General features: G+C 48.0%; 16 protein-coding genes, 9 tRNA genes and 3 rRNA genes. All 28 read right to left on the bottom strand.

Features of this window, described 5'->3' with window-relative positions; all coding sequences use genetic code 11:
• Positions 1-11: 11 nt before the first annotated feature.
• The 28 genes from VP472_RS00545 to tilS all read right to left on the bottom strand — a co-directional run bounded on the left by VP472_RS00545 (position 12) and on the right by tilS (position 21,362).
• Positions 12-87, bottom strand: a tRNA-Ala gene (locus tag VP472_RS00545).
• A gap of 4 nt (positions 88-91) precedes the next feature.
• A tRNA-Pro gene (locus VP472_RS00540) sits at positions 92-168 on the bottom strand.
• A gap of 16 nt (positions 169-184) precedes the next feature.
• Positions 185-261: transfer RNA gene (locus tag VP472_RS00535), tRNA-Arg, on the bottom strand.
• Between the two features lie 11 nt (positions 262-272).
• A tRNA-Leu gene (locus VP472_RS00530) sits at positions 273-358 on the bottom strand.
• A gap of 14 nt (positions 359-372) precedes the next feature.
• Positions 373-447 (bottom strand) — tRNA-Gly (locus VP472_RS00525).
• A gap of 24 nt (positions 448-471) precedes the next feature.
• Positions 472-553: transfer RNA gene (locus VP472_RS00520), tRNA-Leu, on the bottom strand.
• A gap of 6 nt (positions 554-559) precedes the next feature.
• Positions 560-635 (bottom strand) — tRNA-Lys (locus tag VP472_RS00515).
• Between the two features lie 36 nt (positions 636-671).
• Positions 672-747: transfer RNA gene (locus VP472_RS00510), tRNA-Thr, on the bottom strand.
• Between the two features lie 5 nt (positions 748-752).
• A tRNA-Val gene (locus VP472_RS00505) sits at positions 753-828 on the bottom strand.
• A 23-nt stretch (positions 829-851) separates the two neighbouring features.
• Positions 852-967: ribosomal RNA gene (gene rrf, locus VP472_RS00500) — 5S ribosomal RNA — on the bottom strand.
• Between the two features lie 50 nt (positions 968-1,017).
• A 23S ribosomal RNA gene (locus tag VP472_RS00495) occupies positions 1,018-3,935 on the bottom strand.
• 233 nt (positions 3,936-4,168) lie between these two features.
• Positions 4,169-5,719, bottom strand: a 16S ribosomal RNA gene (locus tag VP472_RS00490).
• Together the 16S, 23S and 5S rRNA genes with 9 tRNA genes alongside form the textbook arrangement of a ribosomal RNA operon.
• 392 nt (positions 5,720-6,111) lie before the next feature.
• Complete coding sequence (lysS, locus tag VP472_RS00485) at positions 6,112-7,611, bottom strand: lysine--tRNA ligase (RefSeq protein ID WP_014416740.1); 1,500 nt, start codon at positions 7,609-7,611, stop codon at positions 6,112-6,114.
• 89 nt (positions 7,612-7,700) lie between these two features.
• Positions 7,701-8,702, bottom strand: coding sequence for a tRNA dihydrouridine synthase DusB (gene dusB, locus VP472_RS00480; protein ID WP_014304210.1), 1,002 nt, complete (start codon positions 8,700-8,702; stop codon positions 7,701-7,703).
• 21 nt (positions 8,703-8,723) lie between these two features.
• Positions 8,724-8,933 (bottom strand): helix-turn-helix domain-containing protein, encoded by a 210-nt coding sequence (locus VP472_RS00475; protein ID WP_003150668.1) that lies wholly within the window; start codon positions 8,931-8,933, stop codon positions 8,724-8,726.
• Positions 8,885-9,388, bottom strand: coding sequence for a 2-amino-4-hydroxy-6-hydroxymethyldihydropteridine diphosphokinase (folK, locus tag VP472_RS00470; RefSeq protein WP_025854071.1), 504 nt, complete (start codon positions 9,386-9,388; stop codon positions 8,885-8,887). Before folK ends, VP472_RS00475 begins: the two co-directional genes overlap by 49 nt.
• Positions 9,385-9,747, bottom strand: a complete 363-nt coding sequence (gene folB, locus VP472_RS00465) for a dihydroneopterin aldolase (protein ID WP_003150671.1) — start codon at positions 9,745-9,747, stop codon at positions 9,385-9,387. The genes folK and folB overlap by 4 nt, the downstream gene beginning before the upstream one ends.
• Complete coding sequence (folP, locus tag VP472_RS00460; protein ID WP_007409946.1) at positions 9,740-10,597, bottom strand: dihydropteroate synthase; 858 nt, start codon at positions 10,595-10,597, stop codon at positions 9,740-9,742. Before folP ends, folB begins: the two co-directional genes overlap by 8 nt.
• Complete coding sequence (gene pabC, locus VP472_RS00455) at positions 10,578-11,462, bottom strand: aminodeoxychorismate lyase (RefSeq protein ID WP_146275994.1); 885 nt, start codon at positions 11,460-11,462, stop codon at positions 10,578-10,580. Before pabC ends, folP begins: the two co-directional genes overlap by 20 nt.
• Complete coding sequence (gene pabA / locus VP472_RS00450; protein ID WP_146275992.1) at positions 11,459-12,046, bottom strand: aminodeoxychorismate/anthranilate synthase component II; 588 nt, start codon at positions 12,044-12,046, stop codon at positions 11,459-11,461. The genes pabC and pabA overlap by 4 nt, the downstream gene beginning before the upstream one ends.
• A gap of 6 nt (positions 12,047-12,052) precedes the next feature.
• The gene (gene pabB / locus VP472_RS00445; protein ID WP_032872212.1) at positions 12,053-13,474 is read right to left on the bottom strand and encodes an aminodeoxychorismate synthase, component I; all 1,422 of its coding nucleotides are present in this window, start codon (positions 13,472-13,474) and stop codon (positions 12,053-12,055) included.
• Positions 13,475-13,641: 167 nt separating this feature from the next.
• The gene (gene cysK / locus VP472_RS00440) at positions 13,642-14,568 is read right to left on the bottom strand and encodes a cysteine synthase A (protein ID WP_004264603.1); all 927 of its coding nucleotides are present in this window, start codon (positions 14,566-14,568) and stop codon (positions 13,642-13,644) included.
• A gap of 75 nt (positions 14,569-14,643) precedes the next feature.
• Positions 14,644-15,534 carry a peptidyl-prolyl cis-trans isomerase gene (locus VP472_RS00435; RefSeq protein WP_060561971.1) on the bottom strand — a complete coding sequence of 297 codons (891 nt, stop codon included), beginning with the start codon at positions 15,532-15,534 and terminating at the stop codon, positions 14,644-14,646.
• A gap of 45 nt (positions 15,535-15,579) precedes the next feature.
• On the bottom strand, positions 15,580-16,455 hold the full coding sequence (hslO, locus tag VP472_RS00430) for an Hsp33 family molecular chaperone HslO (protein WP_004264606.1): 876 nt from the start codon (positions 16,453-16,455) through the stop codon (positions 15,580-15,582).
• Positions 16,456-16,465: 10 nt separating this feature from the next.
• Positions 16,466-17,242, bottom strand: coding sequence for a type III pantothenate kinase (locus VP472_RS00425; RefSeq protein ID WP_013350777.1), 777 nt, complete (start codon positions 17,240-17,242; stop codon positions 16,466-16,468).
• A gap of 148 nt (positions 17,243-17,390) precedes the next feature.
• On the bottom strand, positions 17,391-19,310 hold the full coding sequence (ftsH, locus tag VP472_RS00420; RefSeq protein ID WP_060561972.1) for an ATP-dependent zinc metalloprotease FtsH: 1,920 nt from the start codon (positions 19,308-19,310) through the stop codon (positions 17,391-17,393).
• Positions 19,311-19,407: 97 nt separating this feature from the next.
• Positions 19,408-19,947, bottom strand: coding sequence for a hypoxanthine phosphoribosyltransferase (gene hpt, locus VP472_RS00415; RefSeq protein ID WP_004264611.1), 540 nt, complete (start codon positions 19,945-19,947; stop codon positions 19,408-19,410).
• Positions 19,944-21,362 carry a tRNA lysidine(34) synthetase TilS gene (gene tilS / locus VP472_RS00410; protein WP_070082679.1) on the bottom strand — a complete coding sequence of 473 codons (1,419 nt, stop codon included), beginning with the start codon at positions 21,360-21,362 and terminating at the stop codon, positions 19,944-19,946. The genes hpt and tilS overlap by 4 nt, the downstream gene beginning before the upstream one ends.
• Positions 21,363-21,396 lie beyond the last annotated feature (34 nt).

Below are 21,396 nucleotides of genomic sequence, written 5' to 3'. Positions count from 1 at the left end.
TTTTTTATAAATGGTGGAGCCTAGCGGGATCGAACCGCTGACCTCCTGCGTGCAAAGCAGGCGCTCTCCCAGCTGAGCTAAGGCCCCGAAGTGGTCGGGAAGACAGGATTCGAACCTGCGACCCCATGGTCCCAAACCATGTGCTCTACCAAGCTGAGCTACTTCCCGATTTTTCAAAAAATTATGGCGCGCCCGAGAGGAGTCGAACCCCTAACCTTTTGATCCGTAGTCAAACGCTCTATCCAATTGAGCTACGGGCGCATAATAATGAATGCCGAGGGCCGGACTTGAACCGGCACGGTAGTCACCTACCGCAGGATTTTAAGTCCTGTGTGTCTGCCAATTCCACCACCCCGGCGTGGATGGTATAGTTGGAGCGGAAGACGGGATTCGAACCCGCGACCCCCACCTTGGCAAGGTGGTGTTCTACCACTGAACTACTTCCGCATACAGGATAACTATCCTGTATAATGCGGGTGAAGGGACTTGAACCCCCACGTCATAAGACACTAGATCCTAAGTCTAGCGCGTCTGCCAATTCCGCCACACCCGCGTAACATGGTGAGCCATGAAGGACTCGAACCTTCGACCCTCTGATTAAAAGTCAGATGCTCTACCAACTGAGCTAATGGCTCTTTTTAAAAGACTTGTGTTATTATCTTGTCCAAAAATGGTGCCGGCCAGAGGACTTGAACCCCCAACCTACTGATTACAAGTCAGTTGCTCTACCAATTGAGCTAGGCCGGCAAATATGGTGGAGGATGACGGGCTCGAACCGCCGACCCTCTGCTTGTAAGGCAGATGCTCTCCCAGCTGAGCTAATCCTCCATATATTACACTTACGTGTAATGGCTTGGCGGCGTCCTACTCTCACAGGGGGAAACCCCCGACTACCATCGGCGCTGAAGAGCTTAACTTCCGTGTTCGGCATGGGAACGGGTGTGACCTCTTCGCTATCGCCACCAAACCATTGAGAGTGTTCTCTCAAAACTAGATAACAGTAAGTATACATTCAAATTGGTTAAGTCCTCGATCGATTAGTATCTGTCAGCTCCATGTGTCGCCACACTTCCACCTCAGACCTATCAACCTGATCATCTTTCAGGGATCTTACTTCCTTGCGGAATGGGAAATCTCATCTTGAGGGGGGCTTCATGCTTAGATGCTTTCAGCACTTATCCCGTCCGCACATAGCTACCCAGCGATGCCCTTGGCAGAACAACTGGTACACCAGCGGTGCGTCCATCCCGGTCCTCTCGTACTAAGGACAGCTCCTCTCAAATTTCCTGCGCCCGCGACGGATAGGGACCGAACTGTCTCACGACGTTCTGAACCCAGCTCGCGTACCGCTTTAATGGGCGAACAGCCCAACCCTTGGGACCGACTACAGCCCCAGGATGCGATGAGCCGACATCGAGGTGCCAAACCTCCCCGTCGATGTGGACTCTTGGGGGAGATAAGCCTGTTATCCCCGGGGTAGCTTTTATCCGTTGAGCGATGGCCCTTCCATGCGGAACCACCGGATCACTAAGCCCGACTTTCGTCCCTGCTCGACTTGTAGGTCTCGCAGTCAAGCTCCCTTGTGCCTTTACACTCTGCGAATGATTTCCAACCATTCTGAGGGAACCTTTGGGCGCCTCCGTTACCTTTTAGGAGGCGACCGCCCCAGTCAAACTGCCCACCTGACACTGTCTCCCCGCCCGATAAGGGCGGCGGGTTAGAAGGTCAATACAGCCAGGGTAGTATCCCACCGATGCCTCCACCGAAGCTGGCGCTCCGGTTTCCAAGGCTCCTACCTATCCTGTACAAGCTGTACCAACATTCAATATCAGGCTGCAGTAAAGCTCCACGGGGTCTTTCCGTCCTGTCGCGGGTAACCTGCATCTTCACAGGTACTATAATTTCACCGAGTCTCTCGTTGAGACAGTGCCCAGATCGTTGCGCCTTTCGTGCGGGTCGGAACTTACCCGACAAGGAATTTCGCTACCTTAGGACCGTTATAGTTACGGCCGCCGTTTACTGGGGCTTCAATTCGCACCTTCGCTTACGCTAAGCGCTCCTCTTAACCTTCCAGCACCGGGCAGGCGTCAGCCCCTATACTTCGCCTTGCGGCTTCGCAGAGACCTGTGTTTTTGCTAAACAGTCGCCTGGGCCTATTCACTGCGGCTCTCTCGGGCTTGCACCCTAACAGAGCACCCCTTCTCCCGAAGTTACGGGGTCATTTTGCCGAGTTCCTTAACGAGAGTTCTCTCGATCACCTTAGGATTCTCTCCTCGCCTACCTGTGTCGGTTTGCGGTACGGGCACCTCTCACCTCGCTAGAGGCTTTTCTTGGCAGTGTGGAATCAGGAACTTCGCTACTATAATTCGCTCGCCATCACAGCTCAGCCTTCACGGGAAACGGATTTGCCTATTTCCCAGCCTAACTGCTTGGACGCGGATATCCAATACCGCGCTTACCCTATCCTCCTGCGTCCCCCCATTGCTCAAATGGTGAGGAGGTGGTACAGGAATATCAACCTGTTATCCATCGCCTACGCCTTTCGGCCTCGGCTTAGGTCCCGACTAACCCTGAGCGGACGAGCCTTCCTCAGGAAACCTTAGGCATTCGGTGGAGGATTCTCACCCTCTTTCGCTACTCATACCGGCATTCTCACTTCTAAGCGCTCCACAAGTCCTTCCGGTCTTGCTTCACAGCCCTTAGAACGCTCTCCTACCACTGTTCGAAGAACAGTCCGCAGCTCGGTGATACGTTTAGCCCCGGTACATTTTCGGCGCAGAGTCACTCGACCAGTGAGCTATTACGCACTCTTTAAATGGTGGCTGCTTCTAAGCCAACATCCTGGTTGTCTAAGCAACTCCACATCCTTTTCCACTTAACGTATACTTTGGGACCTTAGCTGGCGGTCTGGGCTGTTTCCCTTTCGACTACGGATCTTATCACTCGCAGTCTGACTCCCAAGGATAAGTCATCGGCATTCGGAGTTTGACTGAATTCGGTAACCCGGTAGGGCCCCTAGTCCAATCAGTGCTCTACCTCCGAGACTCTTACCTTGAGGCTAGCCCTAAAGCTATTTCGGAGAGAACCAGCTATCTCCAGGTTCGATTGGCATTTCACCCCTACCACACCTCATCCCCGCACTTTTCAACGTGCGTGGGTTCGGCCTCCATTCAGTGTTACCTGAACTTCACCCTGGACATGGGTAGATCACCTGGTTTCGGGTCTACGACCACGTACTCAATTCGCCCTATTCAGACTCGCTTTCGCGCGGCTCCGCATCTTCTGCTTAACCTTGCACGGGATCGTAACTCGCCGGTTCATTCTACAAAAGGCACGCCATCACCCGTTAACGGGCTCTGACTACTTGTAGGCACACGGTTTCAGGATCTCTTTCACTCCCCTTCCGGGTGCTTTTCACCTTTCCCTCACGGTACTGGTTCACTATCGGTCACTAGGGAGTATTTAGCCTTGGGAGATGGTCCTCCCGGATTCCGACGGAATTTCACGTGTTCCGCCGTACTCAGGATCCACTCAGGAGAGAACGAAGTTTTGACTACAGGGCTGTTACCTCCTATGGCGGGCCTTTCCAGACCTCTTCATCTACCTCGTTCCTTTGTAACTCCGTACAGAGTGTCCTACAACCCCAAGAGGCAAGCCTCTTGGTTTGGGCTGGTCCCGTTTCGCTCGCCGCTACTCAGGGAATCGCATTTGCTTTCTCTTCCTCCGGGTACTTAGATGTTTCAGTTCCCGGGTCTGCCTTCTCATATCCTATGTATTCAGATATGGATACCACTCCATTACGAGTGGTGGGTTTCCCCATTCGGAAATCTCCGGATCAAAGCTTGCTTACAGCTCCCGAAGCATATCGGTGTTCGTCCGTCCTTCATCGGCTCCTAGTGCCAAGGCATCCACCGTGCGCCCTTTCTAACTTAACCGTTAAAAAGAATCACTACGTGATATCTTGCATTACTAATTGAATGTGAATTACTTCTGTTATCTAGTTTTCAAAGAACAACGCATAGGACATGCTAACACATGCGTTGCCACAGGAAGTGGCGCATTTAGCAGGTGTTCCTATGTTTTGAAGGAATGATCCTTCAAAACTAAACAAGACAGGGAACGTTCTGTTTATAAGACCCAAGGTCTTATATTCCGTTAAAATCCTTAGAAAGGAGGTGATCCAGCCGCACCTTCCGATACGGCTACCTTGTTACGACTTCACCCCAATCATCTGTCCCACCTTCGGCGGCTGGCTCCATAAAGGTTACCTCACCGACTTCGGGTGTTACAAACTCTCGTGGTGTGACGGGCGGTGTGTACAAGGCCCGGGAACGTATTCACCGCGGCATGCTGATCCGCGATTACTAGCGATTCCAGCTTCACGCAGTCGAGTTGCAGACTGCGATCCGAACTGAGAACAGATTTGTGGGATTGGCTTAACCTTGCGGTTTCGCTGCCCTTTGTTCTGTCCATTGTAGCACGTGTGTAGCCCAGGTCATAAGGGGCATGATGATTTGACGTCATCCCCACCTTCCTCCGGTTTGTCACCGGCAGTCACCTTAGAGTGCCCAACTGAATGCTGGCAACTAAGATCAAGGGTTGCGCTCGTTGCGGGACTTAACCCAACATCTCACGACACGAGCTGACGACAACCATGCACCACCTGTCACTCTGCCCCCCGAAGGGGACGTCCTATCTCTAGGATTGTCAGAGGATGTCAAGACCTGGTAAGGTTCTTCGCGTTGCTTCGAATTAAACCACATGCTCCACCGCTTGTGCGGGCCCCCGTCAATTCCTTTGAGTTTCAGTCTTGCGACCGTACTCCCCAGGCGGAGTGCTTAATGCGTTAGCTGCAGCACTAAGGGGCGGAAACCCCCTAACACTTAGCACTCATCGTTTACGGCGTGGACTACCAGGGTATCTAATCCTGTTCGCTCCCCACGCTTTCGCTCCTCAGCGTCAGTTACAGACCAGAGAGTCGCCTTCGCCACTGGTGTTCCTCCACATCTCTACGCATTTCACCGCTACACGTGGAATTCCACTCTCCTCTTCTGCACTCAAGTTCCCCAGTTTCCAATGACCCTCCCCGGTTGAGCCGGGGGCTTTCACATCAGACTTAAGAAACCGCCTGCGAGCCCTTTACGCCCAATAATTCCGGACAACGCTTGCCACCTACGTATTACCGCGGCTGCTGGCACGTAGTTAGCCGTGGCTTTCTGGTTAGGTACCGTCAAGGTGCCGCCCTATTCGAACGGCACTTGTTCTTCCCTAACAACAGAGCTTTACGATCCGAAAACCTTCATCACTCACGCGGCGTTGCTCCGTCAGACTTTCGTCCATTGCGGAAGATTCCCTACTGCTGCCTCCCGTAGGAGTCTGGGCCGTGTCTCAGTCCCAGTGTGGCCGATCACCCTCTCAGGTCGGCTACGCATCGTCGCCTTGGTGAGCCGTTACCTCACCAACTAGCTAATGCGCCGCGGGTCCATCTGTAAGTGGTAGCCGAAGCCACCTTTTATGTCTGAACCATGCGGTTCAAACAACCATCCGGTATTAGCCCCGGTTTCCCGGAGTTATCCCAGTCTTACAGGCAGGTTACCCACGTGTTACTCACCCGTCCGCCGCTAACATCAGGGAGCAAGCTCCCATCTGTCCGCTCGACTTGCATGTATTAGGCACGCCGCCAGCGTTCGTCCTGAGCCAGGATCAAACTCTCCGATAAATGGATCACAGACTAAGTTCACTGCATCCTGCAGTAACGTCTGTGTGATCTGCATCATGCAGACCTTAGTTTGACTGACTACGCACATTGCTGTGCGATTTATTTAAAACTTTGAATTAACAGGTACGTTTTGTCTTGTTTAGTTTTCAAAGATCATTTTGTCTTTCGTTCAAGCGACTTTATTATTATATCTTATCAATCTCTTGAAGTCAACAACTTTTTAAATTTCTTTTTTTCGTCAGCGCCTTGTTTAGCGGCAACGAATAATAATATACCACCTCACAAATAATAGTGCAATAGTTTTTTAAAAGAAAATCAAAAAAGTTTTACGAGCGGCTTGTTTCTAAAAAAGCGCCGTACTGCGATAAGCAGAAACGGCGCCTTCCCTTTTATTAGCGTTGTCTCATTTGAGGGAATAATAAAACGTCTCTGATAGACGGAGCATTTGTTAACAGCATGACAAGGCGGTCGATACCGATACCCAATCCCCCAGTCGGCGGCATGCCGTATTCAAGAGCTTCAACGAAGTCTTCATCCATCATATGCGCTTCATCGTTTCCTTCTTCTCTTTCTTTTAATTGCGCTTCAAAGCGTTCCCTCTGGTCAATAGGGTCATTCAGCTCCGTAAACGCATTAGCGTGCTCACGGCCGACGATAAACAGCTCAAAACGGTCTGTAAAGCGAGGGTCCTCCGGATTTTTCTTAGCAAGAGGAGAAATCTCTACAGGGTGGCCGTAAATAAATGTAGGCTGAATGAGTGTTTCTTCAATTTTTTGTTCGAAGAATTCATTGATGATATGACCCACCGTCATTGAGTTTGTGATCTCGATACCATGCTCTTTTGCATGACCGCGTGCTTCTTCAACAGTCATCTCATTCCAGAAATCTACGCCTGTCGCTTCTTTGACCGCATCTACCATGTGGAGTCGTTTCCATTCAGGTTTCAGATCAATCTGCTCTTCGCCGTACTGGATTGTGGTGCTTCCAAGCACTTCCTGCGCAATATGTGCTACGAGGTTTTCCGTAAGACTCATAATATCTTTATAATCGGCGTACGCTTCATACAGCTCGATCATCGTGAATTCAGGGTTATGGCGTGTAGAAACACCTTCGTTACGGAACACGCGGCCGATTTCGTAGACTTTTTCCAATCCGCCGACAATCAGGCGTTTCAGGTGCAGTTCAATCGCAATACGCATATAAAGCGGCATGTCGAGCGCGTTATGGTGCGTGATGAACGGGCGTGCAGACGCTCCTCCCGGTATGCTGTGCATCGTAGGTGTTTCAACTTCTAAGTATCCATGGTCATCTAAGTATCTTCTCATCGCTTGAATGATTTTGCTGCGTGTGATAAACGTTTGTTTGCTGTCAGGGTTTACGATGAGATCGAGATAGCGCTGGCGGTAACGCTGTTCAACGTCTTTTAACCCATGATATTTATCAGGAAGAGGACGCAGTGCTTTTGTCAGCAGTTCAAAAGATGTCGCTTTGACAGAAAGCTCGCCTACGTTTGTTTTGAAAACTTTCCCCGTGATGCCGATAACGTCTCCGAGGTCTGAAGATTTAAAGATTTCATATTGTTCTTCGCCGACACTGTCTTTTCTTACGTAGATTTGAATTTGACCTTCTAAGTCCTGCAGATGCGCAAAGCCGGCTTTCCCTTTTCCGCGCTTTGTCATCATACGGCCTGCAATGGTCACTTCGATCGCTTTTTCTTCCAGTTCTTCTTTAGAAAGCTCCTGGTAGGCGTCAATGATCTGTTGAGATTGATGCGTTCTCTCGAAACGTTCGCCGAAAGGGTCAATGCCGTTTTCTCTCAGCTGGTTCATTTTATCTCGTCTGACTTGCAGCTGGTCGTTCAATTCCTCATGATTTTGCTCTTCTTGACTCATTGGTATCACTCCGTTACATTTTGATTTCACGAAAAAGCAGAAAAACTGCCAGCGGTAAGCTGGCAGTGAGCAGCAATAGAGGGTGTATATTAACCTACTTTTGCATCTTGAAGCTCTTTTGCCTCTGCTTCGGCGGTAAATGCATCTAAAAGCTGCACAAATTCTTCACGCGTCTCACATTGGTTAATTTCATTGCGTACATTCGCATTGCCTCTGACACCTTTCAGATACCAGGCAGCGTGTTTTCTCATTTCTCTGACTGCCACATTTTCGCCTTTTAACTTAATCAGGCGGTCTAAGTGCAGTTTGCATACCGACATTTTTTCACGGACTTTCGGCTCGTCTTTTAACTCACCGGTTTCAAGGTACTGCACCGTACGGTAAATCATCCACGGGTTGCCGAGTGCAGCCCGGCCGATCATGACGCCGTCAACTCCTGTTTCCTCAAGCATGCGTTTCGCGTCCTGAGGCGTTTTGACATCACCGTTTCCGATGACGGGAATGGATACGGATTGCTTCACTTCTTTAATGATATCCCAGTTCGCAGTGCCTTCATACATTTGCACTCTTGTGCGGCCGTGAAGAGCAACGGCTTTTCCGCCGGCACGTTCAACGGCTTGGGCGTTTTTCACCGCATAAATGTGATCTTCATCCCAACCCATTCTCATCTTCACTGTAACCGGCTTATCAACAGCATCTACTACTGCGGATACCATTTCATAAATCTTATCAGGATCGAGAAGCCATTTGGCGCCCGCATCACATTTTGTAATCTTTGGTACGGGACATCCCATGTTAATATCAATAATATCAGCAGTCGTGTTTTGATCTACAAACTTCGCCGCTTCCACAAGGGTTTCCTTTTTCCCTCCAAAAATCTGAAGGCTGAGCGGTTTTTCACGTTCATCAATGTAAAGCATCCCCATTGTTCTTGCGTTGTTGTAAAGAATCGCTTTGTCACTGACCATTTCAGCGCATACTAATCCGGCTCCGAATTCCTTTACAGTCAATCTGAACGCTGAGTTGCAGACACCGGCCATAGGGGCAAGCACAACCCGGTTTTTCAATTGAATATCACCGATTTTAAACATTTTTCCCCTCCTTTCATTTGTCTATTTTTCAGGCGGGGCCAATTCGTCCGCACTTATATTTAAAACATCTGCCGCATCTTGAATGATGGCATCTGACGGCAATCGGTTTCCGCGTTCAATTTCACCGACAATAGAAACTGATATACCTAATGCTTTTGCAAATCCTTCTTGAGTATAACCTTTCAGCTTTCTGAATGCACGAATTCGCCTACCCCAGATTTCTGCTTCCATACTCTTACACCTTCTTGGTTTGTTTCAGCGCTTATCGTGATATGATCCGCCTGCGGACATATTTCTTTTAACGGCGCAAGGACAAATAAGCGCTCATACATTCTCGGATGCGGAACAATCAGCCGCTCTGTTTCAATATTTTCACGATTATACAGCAAAATGTCAAGGTCTGCCGTCCGCGGTCCCCAGCGAATCTCTCTCGTTCTGCCTAATTCAGCTTCAATGCTCTGCGTTACGTCAAGAAGTTCAAAAGGAGATAACGCCGTTTTCACTTCAACCGCCATATTGAGAAACTGATCTTGATCCTCATAACCCACGGGATCTGTTTCATATATGGAGGACACCTTTGACACCGTCACGCCATGATGCCGGCTGAGCATGGCCACTGCCTGGCGCAAATAATGTTCACGGTCGCCCATATTGGAACCGAGGCCGATATATGCCGTATTGTTCATGATTTCTTTCTCGTCATTTCTATGGCTACTGATTTATAATGGCCGGGAATCGGCGGGTCAGGCTTAACAACCTTTACCGTACATTGCTGCACCGGCTCAAATTTCTCAAGGACGGTGTCTGCGATCCGTTCCGCAAGAGTCTCGACCAAATTAACGGGCTCGCCCTCAACGATGCCGCGGCAGACACTGTACAATTCCGCATAGTTAATGGTATAAGAAAGGTCATCCGTTTTTCCCGCTTTGCTCAAATCCAGTTCGGCAGTCAGGTCTACTTTGAAGCGCTGGCCGAGTTTGTTTTCTTCCTCGAACACGCCGTGATATCCGTAAAACTCCATACCTTCCACATATACTTTATCCATAATGCACGCCTCCTTTGTTCAGCATAGCATCCATCATCTTAGTCATTCTTGCGATCTCTTTGACATCGTGCACCCTCACAATGTCGCAGCCTTTTTGGACGCCAAGGCATACTGTCGCTCCCGTTCCCTCGGCACGTTCTTCAGGGGGAAGGTCAAGCACACGGCCGATGAACCTTTTTCTCGATGTCGCCAGGAGCAGCGGATACCCTAACCCGCTGAACACCTCCAGCTTGTTCATGACAGCCAGATTGTCCTCATAGTTTTTCGCAAAGCCGATCCCCGGATCCAGAATCATATTTTCATCTGTGACACCGGCTTCTGCGGCAATTTTTACGCTTTCCATCAAGTCTGCAAGCATATCAGGAATAAGATCGTTATAGTTTCTTTCCATACGATTATGCATTAAGATAATCGGAACTCCGTGTGCGGCGGCTACTGACGCCATGTCAGGGTCACCTTTCGCCCCCCAGATGTCATTAAGGATAGAGGCTCCCGCTTTGACCGCTTCGTCTGCCACGGACGCTTTGTACGTATCGATTGAAAGCGGAATGTCCAGCTCGCTTGTGATCCGTTCTATGACGGGGATGACTCGTGACATTTCCTCATCAGCCGAAACGAGTGATGCGCCGGGCCTTGTCGATTCGCCGCCGATATCTATGATATGCGCCCCTTCTTCAGCCATCTTCGCCGCATGCAGAAGCGCCCTTTCCGTACTGTCGTATTTGCCGCCGTCAGAGAAGGAGTCTGGCGTTACATTTAATATCCCCATAACGAGCGTCTTCTCTTTATAGGACAGAGCGCCTTTTTTTGTATGAATCAGTTTAGGCTGTTCAATTGTTTGCTGCGCCATTTTGTTCCTCCTCCTGTACATTCATTTTGTTTATTTCCTGCTGATACTGCTTACGGAGCAATTGCACCGTTTTTCCGCTCATTCCGGGCAGCGGCACTTCCTCTATTTTAGAAAACGGGATGATTTCAAGCACGGAGTTTGTCAACCATGCTTCATCCGCTTCAAGCATTGATTGAAAACGGAATCGGCCTTCGGTGACTTCTGTCCCCTGCCGTTTCAATTCATCAATGACAAACTGTCTTGTTACACCGTCGAGAATTCCCGTATCCAAAGATGGCGTAAAGACCTTGTCTCCTTTTCGCCAAAACACGTTGGAGACAATGCCTTCCGCGACATCTCCTTCTCCGGTCAGGAAAATCCCTTCAAGATTGGGATCATTCCCGATCTCCCGTTTAGCGTACATGTTGTTTAAATAGTGATGGGATTTTAACCGAAAAGTTCCTTCAGGCGTATTTCTCCGGACAGAGAGAAGCCTGCCTTCTTTTTGAACAGGCAGAGTTTCCGGATTGAGCCGGCTGACGAAACAAAGAACGGTCGGCTTTTCATAAGTCTGCGCGGCAAATCCCTTATCGCTGACGCCTGCCGAGATGTTAAGCCGGACACGCGCGCTGCCGTCCTTTATGTCATTGAGGAGCAACAGTCTCCGAAGCATATCAAGCAGCTCCTGTTTGTTCACCTCATATGCAATCTGCAGATCCCGAAGCGCCCTGTTGAGTCTGGCGACATGCGCATCCGGCAGAAACGGCCGGCCGCTGTAAAGCCTGAACGTTTCGAACGCGCCGATCCCGTACAGATAACCATGGTCAAAAGGAGAAAGCGCCGCTTCTTTCTCCTCTATATATTGACCATTCAAATATATAATCACACCGATACTTCCTTTTTGCGGTGTGTCTCTATAAAGTTTCTGAGCATCTCTTTGCCGAAGGAGGTCATGATGGATTCCGGATGGAACTGAACACCTTCAACAGGCAGCTCATTATGGCGGATTGCCATAATTTCTCCTTCTTTGGTTTGAGCGGATACCGTAAAACAATCCGGCAGCGTGTCCGCTTTGACAATAAGTGAATGGTACCGGGTGGCGACCAGCGGATTTTGCAGGCCTTTAAAAATCGTCTGGCCGTCATGCATGACTTCTGACGTTTTGCCATGCATGAGCCGCTCTGCTCTGACGACATCGCCGCCGAATACTTGCGCAATCGACTGATGCCCGAGACATACGCCGAAAATAGGAATACTGCCGGCAAAATGTTTGATGGCTTCGAGGCTGATCCCCGCTTCATCAGGACTGCACGGCCCGGGAGAAATCATTAAGAAGTCCGGACCCAGCTCTTCAATCTGCTCAATCGTAATCTCGTCATTCCGTCTGACGATCAGTTCCTCCCCGAGCTCACCCAAATATTGAACCAAGTTGTACGTAAATGAATCATAATTGTCAATCATTAAAATCATCTCTGCTCACCTCGTCTGATTTTTTGTCTCTTCTTCACTCAGCTCTAACGCCTTTTTCATCGCAAAAGCTTTTTTGAACGATTCCTTGTATTCATGCTTCGGAACCGAATCAATAACCACTCCTGCTCCGGACTGCATAAAAGCATGTCCGCCGGCTGCATAGATCGTCCGGATCACAATGTTAAACTGCAAATCTCCGTTAAATCCGAACCAGCCTATAGATCCAGTATAAAGCCCCCGTCTTGTCGGCTCAAGCTCTTCTATAATTTCCATCGTTCTCACTTTGGGCGCTCCCGTGATGGTGCCCCCCGGGAACACCGCATGAATAATGTCTGTCGCGTCATATCCGTCCTGCAGCTCTCCCTGTACGTTTGACACGATATGCATGACGTGGGAATACTTTTCGATCGCCATAAACTCGTTAACCCGCACGGAACCGTAGCGCGATACGCGCCCGAGGTCATTACGCTCAAGATCAACAAGCATGACGTGTTCCGCACGTTCTTTTTCGTTGTGAATTAATTCATCAGCCAAAGCCTTGTCTTCAGCATCGTCTTTTCCTCTTGAACGCGTACCTGCGATCGGTCTCGTTTCAAGCTTCTTCCCCTTCTTTGTCACCAATAGCTCCGGCGACCCGCATATCACTTGAAACCCCGGTGTCTCGAGATAGGCCATGTAAGGAGACGGATTGACGTTTCTCAAGTGTTTATACACCTCATACGGATGAACGGATAAAGACTGAGACTGCCTGATGGACAAATTAACCTGGAACACATCGCCGCTCGCGATATATTGTTTAATTTGTTCTACAGCCTGTGAAAATCCTTCCTCAGTGAACGGAGCGGCGTACGATCCGTCCCCATTCCGATTCAGCGGTGAAAAAGGCTCGTCCGCCGTTTGGAGGGAACACCACATGTCCTCTAAGCCGGACAGCTTTTCTTTTGCAAGATCCGCTTCTTCCGCTTCAGTATGGGTAATGAGCCATAACGCCTCTTCCTCATGGTCATAAACGGCCACATCATCAAAAACAAGAAAGTAAATATCGGGTGTTTCCAGATCATCTAACGACAGCATCTTAAAATTCTCAATATATCGGGCATAGTCGTAACTGATAAAACCAATCGCACCGCCCTGAAAGTCCGGAAATTCAACGTTTGTTTCCGTTCCGAGCGTTCCAAACCATTCATGAAAGGCCCGCAGCGGGTCACCTTCTTTAAACAGTGTTTCTCCCTCATGCTTGATCGTTGTAATTCCGTCTTTCCCTCTGACGGATGCAATCGGATCTAGACCGGCTATACTGAATCTTCCCCCTCTCGCGCTTTCGAGCAGAACATGCCGTTTTCTCGATTTCGAAAGGTTTTCATATCGCTGTAAAAATGCTTGTTTCGTAAAAGGTATTTTTCTTCCTGCCGGTCTGCGTTGTGCCATCATATCAATCCTCTGCTTCGTTTTACTGTAGTTTTATTTTAAAGCAATCACACTGGTGAAAAAAGTGAATTTCACTTCCAACCATAAAATTCGAAACGTTTTTTGGATTTTCGATACTTCAGGCACAAAAAAACTCCCGGATACAGCCGGGAGCCGTGTGTATGTCTCTATTCAAACTGATAAAGCGGTGTGCTTAAGTAACGTTCTCCGTTACTAGGGATGATCGCAAGCACTTTCTTGCCTTTCCCGAGTTTTTTCGCGATTTCCAGTGCCGCGTAAATGGCCGCTCCGGAAGAAATACCGCCGAGAATCCCTTCTTCTTTTGCCGTTTTACGGGCATATTCAAATGCATCCTCGTTTTTGACGGGAATGATTTGATCATAGATGTCCGTATTCAATGTTTCAGGGACAAATCCCGCTCCGATACCCTGAATTTTATGCGGACCCGGTTTTCCGCCGGAAAGAACCGGAGAATCCGCCGGCTCTACCGCATAGATTTTGATGGATGGATATGCTTCTTTCAGCACTTCGCCCGCTCCCGTGATGGTTCCGCCGGTACCGATTCCGGCCACGAACGCATCAAGCTGGTCGTCACCAAACTGTTCTACGATTTCTTTCCCCGTCGTTTGGCGGTGAATTTCCGGGTTTGCCGCATTGTTGAATTGCTGAGGCACAAAGTATCCGTGTTCCTCCGCAAGTTCTTCCGCCTTTTTAATGGCGCCCTTCATTCCTTCTGCGCCGGGAGTCAGCACAAGCTCCGCTCCGTATGCGCGCAGCAGATTGCGTCGTTCCATACTCATTGTATCAGGCATAACGAGAATGGCTCTGAGACCTTTAGCCGCTGCCACCATCGCAAGACCGATCCCTGTATTTCCGCTTGTCGGTTCAATGATTGTGTCGCCGGCTTTTAATTTTCCTTCTTTTTCAGCCGCTTCAATCATCGCCGCTCCGATACGGTCTTTTACGCTGCTGCCCGGATTCATGTATTCAAGCTTCAGATATACATCTGCACTGTTTTCATCCGTCAGGCGATTCAATTTCACAATAGGAGTATTTCCGATTAGTTCAGTAATAGAATTTGCAATACGCACCATGTTGGCCACCTCAATTTCCGACTAAATTTATTGGTATTATAAATATAAGTTATCAATTTCAAAATTTTTTGTCAATCATTTAGTTCTTTTTTCCCCGTAGAACCAAGAGACCCCCGCCTCTTTCCACAGCGTTTTGACTGTCGCCTTGTCACCTAATTGATCCATCGCGATCTGGCGTCTGATTTGACTCTTCACTTCATTGTATGAGAAAGTTCTCGCTTTAAGCTTTTCTTTCAGCTGAATGACGGCATATCCTGAAGAAACTTTAATCGGTTCAGCGGACCATTCATCTTCTTTGAGATTTTTAGCTTCTGTGATATATGCCTGCGGGATATTTTCCTGGTTTTCTGTCACAAAGCCGAGGTCTCCGCCGTACTGAGACGTGTATCTGTCCGTGGAACGCTCAGCGGCGACGGCTTCAAAGCTGGAACCGCCTTTCAAATCAGCAAGCACCCTGTCCGCCTCTTCCTTGTTTTTGACGACAATGTGCCTGATTCTGTAGGAATCATCGAAATGATACAGTTCTTTATTTTTATTATAAAATGATTGCATTTCCTTATCCGATATATCGATGTCCTTCGTCAGCAGTTCTTCAAGAAGAATGTTGTAGCGGATCTGGTCTCTCCATTCTTTTTCGGTAATATGGCTGTCTTCATAAAATGAATTATTCACCGCTTTGATTAAAAGAAATTCCCGCTCCAATTCGCTGTTTGAAACTGTGAGTTTATTCTTTTTCGCAAGCTCTTCCACTACTTGTGCATTAATCATGTCTTCCAGAGTTGATTTTCCGTATTCGTCTTCCATCTTTTTCATCCAGTCCTGCCGTGTGATATGTTTATCACCGATTGTCGCGATGGATTCTTCAGATGACCCCGCGGCTTGGGATTTTGTTAACTTATACGCCACTGCCACACTGCATACCAGCAGCGCCGCTACAATAATCGTTAAAAGTGTTCTCGATTTCAAAATCTACCCCATCCCTTTTATAAAATAGAACAACCCGCTAAAGAGCTAGCGGGTTGTTTCGTCACGAAGCTCTTCCAGTTCTTCTTTTGTAAATAAATATTTCTCATTACAAAAATGGCAAACCGCTTCGGCTTTTCCGTCTTCTTCTATCATATCTTGTATTTCTTTTTTGCCTAGTCCTAAAATGGCCGTTTCGAATCGATCTTTTGAACAAGAACAGTGAAATTTGACCGGCATTGTTTCGAGAACGTCCGGTTTTTGACCCAGAACTTCTTCTAAGATTTCTTCCGGTGTCAGGCCTTTTTGAATCAATTTTGAAATCGGTTCGATTTGAGATAATTGCTTTTCAATTGTTGAAATGGTTTCTTCATCAGTCCCCGGAAGAAGCTGAATGATGAATCCGCCCGCAGCGAGAATCGTGTTATCAGGATTTACTAGAACACCTACGCCGACAGATGAAGGGACTTGTTCAGAAGAAACAAGGTAATACGTGAAGTCATCACCGAGTTCACCCGAGACAATCTCTACTTGTCCCGTAAAATAATCACGCAAGCCCAAATCTTTTACGACACTGAGTGTTCCGTCAGTTCCGACCGCCCGTCTGACATCCAGTTTCCCTTGTTCATTGAGATCAAAATGAACATGCGGGTTTGATACGTATGCTCTTACCTCACCCTTTGCGTTCGCATCTGCGACAATGGCTCCGATCGGGCCGCCGCCTTCTATTTTGACTGTCAGCTTATCTTCACCCTTAAGCATCGCTCCGAGCATCAGAGACGCTGTCATCGTCCGGCCGATTGCGGCTGATGCCGTCGGCCACGTGTCATGCCTTCTTTGCGCTTCATTTACCATATCTGTCGTTCTGGCTGCATAAGCCCGCACTTTACCATCATATGCAATTGCTTTAATTAAATAATCCATCGTTTACCTCCTATACGTGACCCACGCGATTTCGCTCATAAATGATTTCCAGCCCTTTTAAAGTAAGAAACGGGTCAACAATATCAATACAGTCTGATTCATTTGCGATTAATGACGCAAGCCCGCCTGTCGCAATGACTTTCGGTTCTTGTTTGGCCTGCCATTTCATCCGCTTTACAATGCCTTCAACTTGTCCGACATAGCCGAAAAGGATGCCGGACTGCATGGCGCTTACCGTGTTTTTGCCGATGATATTGTCCGGTCGGGCGATTTCAATTCTCGGAAGCTTGGCCGCGCGTGAGTACAGCGCTTCCGTTGAAATTGTAATGCCGGGAGCAATCGCGCCGCCCATATATTGTTTGTTTTCATCAATGTAGCAATACGTCGTCGCCGTTCCGAAATCAACAACAATTAAGGGGCCGCCATACTGCTGAATCGCCGCAACGGCATTGACGATTCTGTCAGCTCCCACTTCTTTCGGATTGTCATATTTTATATTTAAACCTGTTTTCATTCCCGGGCCGACAACTTGCGGCTCGATGTGAAAGTATTTTGTGCACATTCTTTCTAAAGAGAACATAATCGGCGGCACTACGGATGAGATGATAATCCCTTCAATCTGTTCAAACATCAGTCCGGAATGTTCAAATAAGGAGCGGAGCAGCATGCCGAATTCGTCTTCTGTTTTGTGCCTGCTCGTTTCTATGCGCCAATGATATTCTAGTTCCCCATCATGATATACACCAATCACGGTGTTGGTGTTCCCCACATCTATAACCAGTAACAACCTCTATCACCACTTTTGAATAGTTTCTAATCATAACATTTTCAACATTCTACAATACCATACACGATCTGCGGCTCTTTTGTAAACAAAACGAAACCAGTAAAAAAACCGCCGGTATACGCCGGCGGTTTTCATATCAGAAAGCGAACTATTCTTTCGGCTCGTCTTTCTTTTCTTCTTCTGTTTTAGACAGGATGTTTACTTTCACATCGTCTTTTTGAAGATGGTCATCTGAGAAATTGCGCTCAGGGAGTTTTCCGTGATCCACGAGATGCTTGATTTGTTCCGCATCTAATGTTTCCACATCAAGCAATGTCTGAGCAATCAATTCAAGCTTATCGCGATTTTCAGTCAGGATGGTTTTCGCACGCTCATAACATTCTTTAATGATGCGCTGAATTTCCTGATCGATTTCGTAAGCGATCTGATCACTGTAGTTTTGCTCATTGTTGAAATCCCGGCCCAAGAATACTTGACCGCCTTGAGATTGACCGAACTGAAGCGGTCCGAGTTTTTCTGACATACCGAACTCTGTCACCATTCTTCTGGCAATGTTCGTTGCCCGCTGGAAGTCATTGTGAGCCCCCGTGCTGACTTCGCCGAAGATAATTTCCTCCGCAACACGTCCGCCCAGAAGACCGACAATTTTATCGAGAAGTTCAGGTTTTGTCTGGAAGTAACGGTCTTCTCTCGGAAGCATGACCGCGTATCCGCCCGCCTGCCCCCTCGGAACGATCGTTACTTTATGAACCATATCGGCTTCATCCAGCACAAGTCCGATAACGGTGTGACCGCCCTCGTGGTACGCCACGATATTGCGTTCTTTTTTCGAGATGACACGGCTCTTCTTCGCAGGACCCGCAATGACACGGTCCGTTGCTTCATCAATGTCGCGCATATCAATTTTCTTCTTGTTTTGACGGGCAGCAACGAGTGCCGCTTCGTTAAGAAGGTTTTCTAAATCTGCGCCTGAGAAACCGGGTGTTCTTGAAGCGATTGCTTTTAAGTTCACCGTCTCATCAAGCGGTTTGTTTCTCGCATGCACCTGCAATACGGCTTCACGGCCGATGACATCCGGACGGTCTACCGTAATCTGACGGTCAAAACGTCCCGGACGGAGCAATGCAGGGTCAAGAATGTCCGCACGGTTTGTCGCAGCGATAATAATGATTCCTTCATTCGCACTGAAACCGTCCATCTCAACAAGCAGCTGGTTCAGCGTCTGTTCGCGTTCATCATGCCCGCCTCCAAGACCGGCGCCGCGCTGTCGTCCTACCGCGTCGATCTCATCAATAAAGATCAGGCAAGGCGCATTCTTTTTCGCATTTTCGAATAAATCACGCACACGGGAAGCACCGACACCGACAAACATTTCAACGAAGTCAGATCCGCTGATGCTGAAGAAAGGAACGCCCGCTTCACCGGCTGAGGCTCTCGCAAGCAATGTCTTACCGGTTCCCGGAGGTCCGACCAGCAGCACGCCTTTAGGGATTCTGGCGCCAAGCTCGGCGAATTTGCGGGGATCTTTCAGAAACTCAACAACCTCAACGAGCTCCTGCTTCTCCTCATCCGCGCCGGCTACATCTTTAAACTTCACGCGTTTCTTTTCTTCCGTATACAGCTTCGCTTTGCTCTTTCCGAAGTTCATGACACGACTTCCGCCGCCCTGAGCCTGATTGAGCAGGAAGAAAAACAGAATAAAGATGATGACAAACGGAATGATCGTCGTTAAGAACGTCACCCACCCGCTTGTTTCCTGTGCGGGATCAACTTTTACGTCAGTCTTTTTAATTGCGTCAAATATCTGGTCTGCTCCTTTTCCTTCAGGAACATGTGTTAAAAAGTACTGGTCTTTATCGTATTTTTTCAGCTGTCCTTTTACCTCATAAACACCTCTGACAGGCTGAACCGATACGCTATCAACTTTCCCTTCATCGAGGTTCTTGATAAACGTACTGTACGACATATTTTCTGTTTTCGGGTTTGAGGTCTGGAAGTAACTCACAACCCCGATTACTACTAATAAAATAAGTAAATAAAAAATGGTATTACGGAAGACCCGATTCATTCCTTACCTCCTCCCACAGTAAGCACAACTATGTTCAATAGTACCATAGAAAATCATTCCAATACAACCGATAACCATCTCGGAAGCAGGCAGCCGATCAGCTTTCATAAATCGCCGGTTTTAATACTCCGATGTAAGGCAGATTGCGATAGCGCTCGGCATAATCAAGTCCGTAACCCACAACAAACGCGTCAGGAACTTCAAAGCCTACGAAGTCTGCTTTAATGTCCGCTTTTCTTCCGCTTGGTTTATCCAACAGGGTAACAATCTTAATTGATTTCGCTTTACGATATCGGAAGAGTTCTACGAGATAGCTCAAGGTTAACCCACTGTCGATAATATCTTCAATGATTAAGATGTCCCGGCCTTCTACAGATGTATCCAAATCTTTGATGATTTTGACTTCTCCGGAAGAAACCGTGGAATTTCCGTAGCTTGATACATCCATGAAGTCCATTTCCAAATATGTATCAATATGCTTTATAAGATCAGCCATAAAAGGGAGCGCTCCCTTTAACACACCGATTGCCAACGGAAACGTGTCGCTGTACTCGCTTGTTAATTGTTCTCCAAGCTGTTTTACTTTCTGCTGGATCTCATCTTCTGAGATCAGCACTTTTTCGATATCCTGTTTCATGTTAATGCTTGCCCCCTACACTTTTCATGCTGTCTATATTGTAATACAATGCGGTCACTGTTTGAAATCACAAGATCGTCAAAGATGGATTTTTTCAAGCCAGGCAGCCAGATAATTTCACCGCTCGCATCCGTTACAATCGGCCATTCGTCCCGATCCCGCAGAGGCAGTTTATGATCAATAAATATATCTTTTACCTTTTTCGAGCCATTCATCCCTTTAAGTTTAATCCGGTCGCCGATTTTTCTCGTCCGGATTGTTAAAGGAAATTGCACCTTATTTCTGCTTGTCATAAAAACAGCATTCCCATTTTTGATATGAGGGTCAGCCTGATCGGCCACCTCTATCATAAAGCCGTTGGGGAGAACAGCAGTCTCGCCTTCCGCTCCTTGCAGCTGCAGCTCAAAGGGAACCTTTTCACATTGCCATTGTTCAAATGTAAACAAACATGTCTGATATGATTTGACCACCTTCAGCCCTTTCGGAAAATCAAGCACTCCCGAGGCGCTTCCATTTTCCGCCCATTCCAGAAACTGCTGTATGTGGCGGGCGGAAAACGACGATGGAACGTTTTCATAAAGATAGTTTAATATTAGTTGAACTCCTCTTCTTTGTAAAGGTATCGGAAGGGCAAGCAATTGAGAGGAATCGACTTCAACCGATGTGTCAGACTTGCTTGTAATAACCTTATTCATTCGTTCTTTCGTTAATGACTGCAAGTATTGTTCGTCTTCTGTCAGTGCTTCACTCACCTTTTGAAACATTTTATGAACGTCAGGTGATTCTTGTTTTAAAAAAGGAAGCACGGTCTTTCTGAATCTGTTTCTTGTATAATCGTCTTTTGCATTGCTCTCATCCGTTCTGTAGCTGAGCCCTTCTTGACGGCAGTATTCTAGGATTTCATCCTTTTCCGCATAGAGGAAAGGCCTGATCAGCCAGCCGGATGCAAATTCGCGGACGGGCTGCATTCCCGCGAGCCCTGCCCCGAGCGTACCTTTCGCAAGCCTCATGAGCATTGTCTCAACCTGGTCATCGCCGTGATGAGCCAGCGCCATAAACTTCGCTTGGTGTTTTGCCATCAGATCTTCGAAAAACTGATATCTGCAATCACGCGCGGCAGCCTGCTTGTTCAGCTTATTCTTCTTTGCGTATGCAGAAACATCAATCTGTACCGTTTCGCAGAGGATGTGTTCCGCTTCGCAATATGACTGCACAAACTTCATATCTTCTTCAGATTCAGGACCCCTGAACTGATGGTCGACATGCGCCGCTATGATAACGGAAGAATGCCCGAAGTGCTTATTCAGCATACTGAGAAGCGCCATTGAATCAGGGCCTCCGGAGACCCCGGCAATAATCGTTTCTCCCTCCGCCTGAAGATGATATGTTTTGAAAAAATCTTCCACGCTTTTCACAATGTCCCCCTCACAATGAGCAGGTTTTTTAAAG

Origin of the sequence: Bacillus sp. MT(2024) (genome assembly GCF_036362845.1) — a bacterium.
In the GTDB taxonomy this organism is placed as follows: domain Bacteria; phylum Bacillota; class Bacilli; order Bacillales; family Bacillaceae; genus Bacillus; species Bacillus velezensis.
This window is presented reverse-complemented; position numbering and strand designations above follow the sequence as displayed.